Raw genomic sequence first — 9,949 nt, 5'->3', positions numbered from 1 at the left:
AGGCGATGATGCGGAAGGTCATTGCGCTGTTCGATGAATATCAGTCCAAAGAGAACGCAAAACACGTTCTGCGCAACATGAAACTTAACGCTCAGCAGGGCTTCTGGAACGGTTCGCCGGTCCCTCTTGGCTACGTGCTGGTCGAGGTTGAGAAGCGCGGCACCAAGATCAAGAAGACCCTGGCCATCGATCCCGTCGATGCCGAAACCGTCCAGCTCATTTTCAAGCTGTATATTTATGGCGACGGCACGTCCGGCGCGCTCGGCGTCAAAGAGGTCGTGAAATGGCTCAACAGCCGCGGCCATCGCACGCGCAAGGGCAAAACCTTTGGCGTCGGCACCATCTACAAGATCCTCACCAACACGACCTATAAAGGTGAGTGGAAATTCAACCGGATGTCGTCCCGCACCGGCAAATGGAAGCCTGATGAAGAGGTCGTCACGTCAGCGGTTCCCGCGATCATCGAACCTCACCAGTTTGAGCAGGTCCAACGCCAGCTTCATGCCCGCAGTCCTAAGGTCGCCGCGCCGCGCGTGACGACGGGACCGATCCTGCTCACCGGTCTCGCCGTATGCGCAACCTGCAACGGCGGAATGACGCTGCGGACCGGCACCTCGAAGACCGGCGCCGTCCATCGGTATTATACGTGCTCGACCTGCGCCCGAAAGGGCAAGACGGTCTGCAAGGGCCGGTCGATACCGATGGACAAGCTCGACAACCTCGTCACCACCCACATGACCGAACGACTGTTTCAGCCAGAGCGTCTGGCCTCGATCTTGTCCTCACTCTCGTCACGGCGTTCGGAAAAGGCTGACGCGGTCAATGCCCGCGTTGTCGCTTTGCAGCGAGAGGCCACCGACGCCGACGACAAGCTCAAGCGGCTCTATCGGCTGATCGAGGACGGCGTTACGGAAATGGATGACGTCCTGAAGGATCGTCTCAACACCTTGAAGGCCGACCGAGACCGCGCCAAGGCCGCGCTCGAACGGGCCAAATCGCATTCATCGCAAGCCATCCAGATTGATCCAGCGCTGCTTGAACAGTTCGGTCGCAGTATGCGTGAGAATATTACCTCGGGATCGATTCCGTTCCGCAAGGCCTATATGCAATCCCTCATTGACGTGGTCGAGGTCGACGATGCCCAAATCCGCATCAAAGGCAGCAAGGACGTGCTCGAAAGAGCGGTCTTGGCCAGCCGGAATGGGTCCAATCCGGGTTCGCAGATGAGTACTGAGTGGCGCTCCGTAAGGGAATCGAACCCTTATTTTAGCCTTGAGAGGGCCATGTCCTAACCGTTAGACGAACGGAGCGTGCGCGGGAGGGGATAGCCGGGAATGGCGGCGGCTGCAAGGTGCTGGCAGCCCTGAACCTCATCATCGTTATGGTTTCCGAGCTAGCCAGGGGGTCGCAGGCGAAGCTCAGGGCTCGCTGGCGAATTTCAGCGTACCCGCGGGTTTCAGGCTTTTGGCGTCGAAAGTACGGATTTCCGTGCTGCCGCCGACGTCCAGTGTCATCACGATACGGTCCCCCGCCACCCCCGTAGAGAGGATTTTCGCGCCTTTCGGCAAGGTCGCGGTCGTCGTGGACGTCACAGTGCTTCCATCCGTGCGGAAAAGGCGGTAGCCGATCACAACGAGCAGCGCGCCGACGCCGAGAGCGGTGGTCAGGCCCGCGATCAGCATCATGCGGCGGACGCGCGCGATCATGGCGGCCTGTTCAAGGGTCGGTTCGGGCGCGCTATCGGCGGCGGGCTGGGTCATGCAAACACTCGTCTCTTAATTCAAGGCTCTCGAAGCAAGGCGCTTCTTGTAGGCAAGCCGCTTCTTTAACAAAAGGCGCTACGGAATGAACGATCAACGGCTGGATGTCACGGTGCAGGGCGATGAAGGCTCCACCCGGCTCGATCGCGTGCTCGCCGTGCGCAGCCCGGCTCTGTCGCGGTCGCGGCTGAAGGCGCTGATCCTTGCCGGACAGGTGACGATCACCCGGTCCCCGCAAGAGCCCACCCCCGTGCGCGACCCCGCTTATCATGTCGCTGCCGGCGATACGATCACAATCGACGTGCCGCCGGCCATCGCGCCGGAGCCCGAAGGCGAGGATATCGCCCTCGATATCGTGTTCGAGGACGAGGACATCATCGTCATCAACAAGCCCAAGGGCCTCGTCGTGCATCCCGCGGCCGGCCACGAGACCGGTACGCTGGTGAATGCGCTCATCGCCCATTGCGGCGCGTCTCTGTCGGGGATTGGCGGCGTGAAGCGGCCGGGTATTGTGCACCGTCTGGACAAGGATACCACCGGCCTGATGGTGGTGGCCAAGAACGACGCCGCGCATCAGTCCCTGACAGCGCAGTTCGCCGATCACGGCCGCACCAACGAGATGCGCCGCGGCTATATGGCCTTTGCCTGGGGCGTTCCGAACCGCCCGCGCGGCACCGTGGAGGCGCCGATCGACCGGCATCCCCATGCCCGCGAGAAGATGGCGGTCCGTGAAGGTGGCCGCGATGCGGTGACCCACTGGGAAGTGCTGCAGGAATTCCCCGATCGCCACGGCAAGCCGATCGCCTCGCTGCTGGCCTGCCAGCTCGAGACGGGGCGGACGCACCAGATCCGCGTGCATCTGGCGCATATTCAGCATCCGCTGATGGGGGATTCGGTCTATGGCTCGCATTTCAAGACCAAGGCGTCGTCGCTGGGCGTGAAGAGCCGCGCGGCGCTGGAAGCGCTCGACCGGCAGGCGCTTCACGCTTATTTGCTGGCGCTGGAGCACCCTCGCACAGGCGAGATTCTGGAGTGGACCAGCGAGCTTCCTCACGATCTGGCAGTTTTGCGCGCCCATATGGCCGTGCCAGAATGACGCAGATGCATATAAAAAATAAAGCTTTTACAAAGACTTATATTGGCCGCACGGGAACGTGACAGCGAATTCACTTTCAATACGCTTGTAGTAGGGTGTATGTTGCACCTGCGTCAGATGAGACGCGGAACATCGCAGCCAGGGCGGCTTTGACAAAGCGCTCGCTGCCTGACCCGCCGCTATCGGGGGTCTGAACCACTGGAGGGCATCATAATGGCCCGTACAGCTACCCTTCCGGTTCTCAATGGAGAATCCGGCCTCTCGCATTACCTTGCCGAGATCCGCAAGTTTCCGATGCTGGAACCTCAGCAGGAATATATGTTCGCCAAGCGCTGGCGCGAGCACGATGATCGCGACGCGGCACATCACCTTGTGACCAGCCATCTGCGGCTCGTCGCCAAGATCGCCATGGGCTATCGCGGCTACGGTCTGCCGATCTCCGAAGTTGTCTCGGAAGGCAACGTCGGCCTCATGCAGGCTGTAAAGCGCTTCGAGCCGGAAAAAGGCTTCCGCTTGGCCACCTACGCCATGTGGTGGATCAAGGCGTCGATTCAAGAGTACATCCTGCGTTCGTGGTCGCTCGTGAAGATGGGCACCACCGCGAACCAGAAGAAGCTGTTCTTCAACCTGCGCAAGGCGAAGAGCAAGATTTCCGCCCTGGACGAAGGCGATTTGCGTCCCGACCAGGTCAAGATCATCGCCACGCGTCTCGGCGTGACGGAACAGGACGTGATCGACATGAACCGCCGCCTCGGTGGCGACGCGTCGCTCAACGCACCGATCCGTGACGACGGCGAAGCCGGCGAATGGCAGGACTGGCTGGTCGACAACTCGCCCAACCAGGAAGCCATCATGGCGGAGCACGAGGAGTTCGATCATCGCCGTCAGGCGCTGAACGGCGCCATCGGTGTACTCAACCCGCGCGAACGGCGCATCTTCGAGGCCCGTCGTCTCGCCGATGAACCGATGACGCTGGAAGATCTCGCCTCCGAGTTCGGCGTCTCGCGCGAACGCGTCCGCCAGATCGAGGTCCGTGCCTTCGAGAAGGTGCAGACCGCGGTCAAGGGCACCATCGCCAAGGCCGAAGCTGCAGCTCTGGAAGCTGCGCACTAACAGGCGCAGCGGATCCGACGAATATGAAAGCCGGCGGAAACGCCGGCTTTTTTGTTGGCTGAATGGAAGCTGGAGCATGATCCACGACGTGGCGCAGTCTCCTCTCGCCCTAACCGGGTAAGGGAACCGCTTCGATCGGCCGAGGGGATCAATTACCTGATCGGCTTCGCCAGCGCCTCTGTCCGGTCGCGCTCGGTCATGTCGATCACCGTCTCCACCGGCGCCGTCAATTCGTAGACATAGGACACATCGGTGAAGTAACGCTTCGCCGTACCACCCAGCGCTTCCGGCGCCACGCGATCGAGCAGCACCAGACCGAAATCGCTGTCCGGCCGCCGCGTTGCTTCGCTGGTGTTGAACTCTTCCCAGCGGAAATTGAACTGCCCGTCCGGCGCCGCGCCCGTAATCTCCCAATGCGCAACGATATGCGGGTGCTTGCCGACCAGCGACAGGCCTTCGTCGGAATGCGAGGCGAGCTCGAAGAACAGCAATGAAAGGCTCTGCGCCGCACGCGCGCTGACCACGATATCGGGCCCCGTCGCAGCGATACGGTCGGCATGCGGGATCGCGCGCGCCTCGAACAGCCCCTTGAGCTGAACGCCCTGCCACTGGCTCTCGCTCAGCAGCGACACGACATTCGACATCGCGTGAATACGGCCGATCAGGAGATCGCGCGCGCTGTCCACGTCGGAGCCGTGACGCAGCGTGCGCGTCACGATGGACTGGATCACCGCCAGGATGTTCTTCACGCGATGATTGAGCTCGTCGATGACGGCGGTCAGACGGCGTTCGAAGCCGATGCGGATCTCGACCTCGCGCCGCAGCCGCAGATTGGCGTAGGAGACATAGCCGAACAACCCGCAAACGATGGCCGTCAGCGCGAGGCCGACTCCGCCGACGATGATCGCGATGCGCCGCGCGCGCAGCTCGGTATTGATCTTCGGATAATAGCCCAGCGACCAGTCACGCCCGCCGAACGAAACCGTGCGCAGGACCGCCAGCGCAGGACCATTCGCCACCAGCGGGCGCGCTGTCACCCTGCCCTCCTCGTCGGCGACGATTTCGCCATCAGCGACGCGCGGATCTTTCAGCGCCACCGAGAACAATGACATCTCGTCATTGGCCAGCATCAGCGGCCCGAGTTCATAGGAGAACGACACGAAGCCGGCCGGCGCGGGATCGCCTTCGGGCACAACTGGCGTCACCAGGACCAATCCCAACGGTCCATCGGGCTGCAGCAGCGGCGCGGGGCTGGAGGCGACCGGTTTGCCCTCGTTCACGGCGCGAGCCAGTGTGGGACCTGTGACGGGAGAGAAATTCAGGACGCGACCGGCCAGGCCTTCGGTGACGGAATTGCGCGGCTCCACATCCATCAGCACGTCCAGGGGCTGTTCCAGCGCCCTGGCATCGAGACGATCGTCGTTGTAGTTGCGGATCGTGGGATTGCGGTAGCCGGCACTGGCCAGCTCCGCGCTGGCGGCCGGTAATTCATTCGGCCGCAGGCGGGCGATCCAGCCGGCGATAGCGAAATCGGTCTTGAAGGCGTAGATCGAGGCCCGCAGCGGCTGCAGCATATTGGCCTTCATGACCGTCGGCGCACGAAACAGCCCCGCGGCAACCCGGGCCAGCAATTCGCGCTCGGTCAGACGCTCCTGCACCAGGCTCGCATGGATATCCACGGCACGCCCGAGCGCGATGTTTTCGATCGCCAGCTCCTGGTCATGCACGCGATAGGCCGCGAGGCCGGAGAGCAGAACTCCGACCAGTGCCAGTAGAGCGATGATGAAACCAAGCCGGACCACGCGGTTACTCGGAATAGGAGACGTTGCTGCCGGTTCAGCGGCTCGGGAATAGGCCAATCACGCTGGAGGGAATTGGTTCCAGCCTTCTGGGAATAATTTTGGATCGGACAAATCTAGGCAAACAGGCTTAACGAAATGACTTACGGCGCAATGCCCTGTCGGGATGCCGAGCGGTTCGCCGTTATAGCCAACGAGATATGAAAGGCTCAAGTCCAAGACTCCAGTCCAAGACTCCAGTCCAAGACTCAGGTCTCAAATCGGAAAGTCCGGAGCTCATTTCGCCTTGAGCCCACCCTTCGTCTCGATGAATGAGATAATCCGATCCAGACCGTCCTGGGTCTTCATATTGGTCATCACGAAAGGCCTCACACCGCGCATCCGCCTGGCGTCGATATCCATCTTCTCCAGCGAGGCCCCCACATAGGGCGCCAGATCGATCTTGTTGATCACCAGCAGATCCGATCGCGTGATGCCCGGGCCGCCCTTGGACGGGATCTTGTCGCCGGCCGCAACGTCGATGACGTAGATGGTGATATCAGCCAGTTCGGGCGAGAAGGTCGCCGCGAGATTGTCGCCGCCGGATTCGATCAGCACCATGTCGAGATCGGGAAACTTCACGCGCATGTCGGCGACCGCCGCCAGGTTCATCGAGGCGTCCTCGCGGATCGCCGTATGGGGGCAGCCCCCGGTCTCGACGCCAGTAATGCGATCTGCCGTCAGCGAACCCGAACGCACCAGATATTCGGCATCCCACTTGGTATAGATGTCATTGGTGATCGCCGCGATGTCGTAGCGCTCGCGCATGGTCTTGCAGAGCAGGTCCATCAGCGCGGTCTTGCCGGAGCCGACGGGACCGCCAATGCCGACGCGGAGCGGACCGTGAAAACTGGACATGTCAGGGGTACTTTCGGTTGAGGATAAAGCGACGGCCCTCATCCTGAAGAGCGGCGGCTTCGCCGCGTCTCGAAGGATGCGCCAAGCAACTCATGGTTCGAGACGCGGGCCAAACGGCACGTTCCTCCGGCCTGAACGCGATTGCGTTCAGGCGACCATGAGGGATCCGGTGTGTGATCTGGGTTAGAGCCGTCATGACCTGAACAGCCGCGTATATTGCGTCTCGTGACGCATGCTGGCGATATCGGAGCGGAACGCCGCGCCGCCGAGATCGTCGAGCGAAGCCGCCATGGCGCGATGGCCTGTGCTGACGACCACTGGCTCCAGCGCTGCGAGCACGCGCTGGCTGTCGGTCTGGCCGAGCGGCACAAGGCGCGCACCCGCGGAAATCCAGTTCGATATCACAGCGTGAAAGAAACCATGCATGGTCGCCGACAGCGGCACGCCATGCGCGGCACTCACAAGCCCGACGGCAACAGGATAGACGATCGGACTGTCACACACCGCGATCAACCGCTCCATGCCCCCATGCGACCACGCATTGCGCGCGATATCGATGAAGGCCCTGCCCTGCGTGGTCGTTTCGAGCTGACGTTCCTTCGACGACACGAACGCACTCGCAAGTTCGGCGACATCACGGAGCGCCTTGTCATCGCCATCAGATGCTGCGCGATGGACATGCGCGAGAAACACGCCATCGCAAAAGCCCGCGCCATCGGACAGCATCGCCGACAGCCAGTCCTGCAACGTGGCGGCATCGGTGATGTCACCGGCTTCGACGGCCCATTCGATGCCGCTGGAATAGGAGAACGCTCCAACCGGAAAGGCTGGTGAGAGCCAGGTCATCAGCCGATACAGCGCGGCGCCTTCGTCGGCAGACAAAGCGGGAGAGTCATTTGGCGACCCGTTGTCCGCCGGTCTATTTGTGGTCATGAGCATGAGAGTGACCGTGGTGGTCGTGCTTGCTGTCGTGATCATGATGATGATCGTGACCGCAATGCTCGTCATGGACATGCTCGGCATGACCATGCGCTTGATGACCATGGTCATGCTTGCTGTGATCGTGGCCATGGTGATCATGCCCATGATGGTCGTGACCATGATGGTCGTGATGACCATGATCGTGATGACCGTGGTCATGGTGTCCATGACCCGCCGGCTCATGCGCGGCGGCATAGGCGCCGCCTTCGGGATCGAACGGCGCCTCGATCTCGATCACCCGCGCGCCGAGGCCCTTCACCATCTCCTCGATGACATGGTCGCTGCGGATGCGCAGACCTTTGGCCATGATCTGCGTCGGGAGGTGGCGGTTGCCCAGATGCCAGGCGAGCCGCACCAGATGGCCGGGATCGGTGCCGCGGATTTCGATCAGCGGCTCCGGGGCTGCGACCACCTCAATGAGGCGACCGTCTTCCAGCACCAGGGCGTCGCCGCCCCGCAGGGCGACGGCGTTTTCGAGATCGAGCAGGAACTCCAGTCCGCGCGTCCCCGTCATCGCCATGCGGCGACGATGACGGTCGTCGAAGTCGAGGACGACGGTGTCCACCGCCGCCTCTTTCCAGTTGTATTGACCTTTGACTTCAGTCGCGCGGATCATTCCGTTGTCTTCCTGTTCAGAACTTCTCGACCTTGCCGTCACTGATGATCTCGATGACGGTCGGTGCAACTTTCAACGGCGCGGAATATTCGCGCCAGACTTTCATATGCGGTGCCTTGCCATGGGCATTGAGATCCTCGCGAGTCTCCCAGCGCTCCACCACCACGAACAGATTGGGATCGTGGATGCTGGTATGGTTCTCATAGGAGATGCAGCCCTTCTCCTTACGTGTCGCAGCAATGCATTCCTTGGCGCCCTTGATGAAATCATCGCGGCATTCCGGCTTCACCTGACTGGTGGCAACGACATAAATCATGTTGTTTCCCTCCCGTTATCGCACGGTGACGTCGGCGGGCGTGATGACCTCGATCTTCGGCGGTGCGCTCAGGCATTTCGCGGCGACCCGGCCGAAGGCCTTGAAGTGCTCCATCTGGCGGTGCGGCACCAGCGCCTCGGCATTTTCCCACTGCTCGACGAACACCATCTTGGCCGGATCGGTCACGCTCTCATGCAGATCATAGGCGATATTGCCCGGCTCAGCGCGGGTCCCCGCGATGCAGGCCTGTGCTGCGGCGATGAGTTCGGCACGTGCTTCCGGCTTCACGGTCAGTGTGGCAACGACGTAGATCAAGGGAGTCCTCCCGGTTTTCTTGTTGTGGCTGAGATTGCCGGGACGCACATTAGGAGGTTACCGCGAGGGATTGAAGGCTTCTCTTTCCCTCCCCGGAGCGAAGCGACTGGGGAGGGTGGCACAACTGCGAGCGTTCAGCGAGCATCGTGACGGGTGGGGTTAGTGCCACAAACGCCGTCCTCACGTGGGGCACCCCACCCCCGCCTATCGGCCGACCCATGGCGGACGAATTCGTCCGCCAGCCCCACCTAGCTACGCTGCTTGGGGAGGGAGACCATTCACCTCAATACATAAAGTACCTCTGCGCCATCGGCAGCACTTCCGCTGGCGCGCAGGTCAGGAGTTCGCCATCCGCGCGCACCTCATAGGTCTCCGGATCGACCTCGATCTTCGGCGTCGCGCCATTGTGGATCATGCTCTTCTTCGAGATGCCGTCGCGGACATTCTCAACCGCATAGAGCGACTTCTGGATACCGAGCTTCTTGGCGAGACCGCCGGCGACTGCAGCGCCCGATGTGAACACCACCGAAGACTGCGTCAGCGCGCGCCCGAAGGCGCCGAACATCGGCTGGTAATGCACGGGCTGCGGCGTGGGAATCGACGCGTTGGGATCGCCCATGGGTGCAGCGACGATGGAGCCGCCCTTGATCACCAGATCCGGCTTGACGCCGAAGAAGGCCGGCGACCACAGCACCAGATCCGCCAGCTTGCCCTTCTCCACCGAGCCGATCAGCTTCGACACGCCATGCGCGATCGCAGGATTGATGGTGTATTTGGCGATGTAGCGCTTGACGCGGAAATTGTCGTTATTGCCCTTGTCTTCCTTCAGCGAGCCGCGCTGCTTCTTCATCTTGTCGGCCGTCTGCCACGTCCGGATGATGACCTCGCCGAGCCGGCCCATGGCCTGGCTGTCCGACGACATCATCGAGAGCGCGCCGAGATCGTGCAGGATGTCTTCGGCGGCGATCGTCTCCTTGCGGATGCGGCTTTCGGCAAAGGCGAGATCTTCCGCGATCGACGGATCGAGATGGTGGCACACCATCAGCATGTCGAGAT

The 9,949-nt window shown here is 61.7% G+C and carries 10 protein-coding genes, 1 tRNA gene and 1 pseudogene; 3 read left to right on the top strand and 9 right to left on the bottom strand.

The genetic code is table 11. The features are described 5' to 3' along the window. Nucleotides 1-5: 5 nt before the first annotated feature. Nucleotides 6-722 (top strand): annotated as a pseudogene (locus ACEK02_RS14040) (recombinase family protein); the annotation flags it as partial. Nucleotides 723-1,235: 513 nt separating this feature from the next. Here the strand turns inward: ACEK02_RS14040 and ACEK02_RS14035 are convergent. Together ACEK02_RS14035 and ACEK02_RS14030 are read right to left on the bottom strand one after the other, a co-directional pair. Beyond that, nucleotides 1,236-1,310 (bottom strand) — tRNA-Glu (locus tag ACEK02_RS14035). A 108-nt stretch (nt 1,311-1,418) separates the two neighbouring features. Beyond that, complete coding sequence (locus tag ACEK02_RS14030) at nt 1,419-1,760, bottom strand: hypothetical protein (RefSeq protein WP_371422293.1); 342 nt, start codon at nt 1,758-1,760, stop codon at nt 1,419-1,421. Nucleotides 1,761-1,845: 85 nt separating this feature from the next. Between ACEK02_RS14030 and ACEK02_RS14025 the strand changes: the two genes are divergently transcribed. Further along, nucleotides 1,846-2,856: an RluA family pseudouridine synthase gene (locus ACEK02_RS14025; RefSeq protein ID WP_371422292.1), complete on the top strand. Its 1,011-nt coding sequence runs from the start codon at nt 1,846-1,848 to the stop codon at nt 2,854-2,856. Nucleotides 2,857-3,069: 213 nt separating this feature from the next. Continuing rightward, nucleotides 3,070-3,969, top strand: a complete 900-nt coding sequence (gene rpoH / locus ACEK02_RS14020; RefSeq protein WP_371422291.1) for an RNA polymerase sigma factor RpoH — start codon at nt 3,070-3,072, stop codon at nt 3,967-3,969. Between the two features lie 152 nt (nt 3,970-4,121). On the opposite strand, the gene ACEK02_RS14015 is transcribed toward rpoH, so the two are convergent. From ACEK02_RS14015 to ACEK02_RS13985, 7 genes are all read right to left on the bottom strand, one after another. Then, nucleotides 4,122-5,771: an HWE histidine kinase domain-containing protein gene (locus tag ACEK02_RS14015; RefSeq protein WP_371422290.1), complete on the bottom strand. Its 1,650-nt coding sequence runs from the start codon at nt 5,769-5,771 to the stop codon at nt 4,122-4,124. Nucleotides 5,772-6,044: 273 nt separating this feature from the next. Beyond that, nucleotides 6,045-6,665: an urease accessory protein UreG gene (gene ureG, locus ACEK02_RS14010; RefSeq protein ID WP_371422289.1), complete on the bottom strand. Its 621-nt coding sequence runs from the start codon at nt 6,663-6,665 to the stop codon at nt 6,045-6,047. A gap of 192 nt (nt 6,666-6,857) precedes the next feature. Further along, entirely contained in the window at nt 6,858-7,604 is a 747-nt protein-coding gene (locus tag ACEK02_RS14005) for an urease accessory protein UreF (protein ID WP_371422294.1), read from the bottom strand. Then, a complete protein-coding gene (locus ACEK02_RS14000; RefSeq protein ID WP_371422288.1) occupies nt 7,585-8,262 on the bottom strand; it encodes an urease accessory protein UreE in 678 nt (225 codons plus the stop codon). Before ACEK02_RS14000 ends, ACEK02_RS14005 begins: the two co-directional genes overlap by 20 nt. Before the next feature lie 16 nt (nt 8,263-8,278). After that, nucleotides 8,279-8,578 (bottom strand): putative quinol monooxygenase, encoded by a 300-nt coding sequence (locus ACEK02_RS13995; protein WP_371422287.1) that lies wholly within the window; start codon nt 8,576-8,578, stop codon nt 8,279-8,281. 15 nt (nt 8,579-8,593) lie between these two features. Further along, the gene (locus ACEK02_RS13990; RefSeq protein ID WP_371422286.1) at nt 8,594-8,893 is read right to left on the bottom strand and encodes a putative quinol monooxygenase; all 300 of its coding nucleotides are present in this window, start codon (nt 8,891-8,893) and stop codon (nt 8,594-8,596) included. Nucleotides 8,894-9,176: 283 nt separating this feature from the next. Next, on the bottom strand, nt 9,177-9,949 hold a 773-nt coding region (locus ACEK02_RS13985), incomplete at its 5' end, for an urease subunit alpha (protein ID WP_371422285.1).

This window comes from Tardiphaga sp. (assembly GCF_041424195.1).
Classification (GTDB): Bacteria; Pseudomonadota; Alphaproteobacteria; order Rhizobiales; family Xanthobacteraceae; genus Tardiphaga.
The sequence above is the reverse complement of the archived record's forward strand: the minus strand, read 5'-3'. Positions and strand labels throughout refer to the sequence as shown.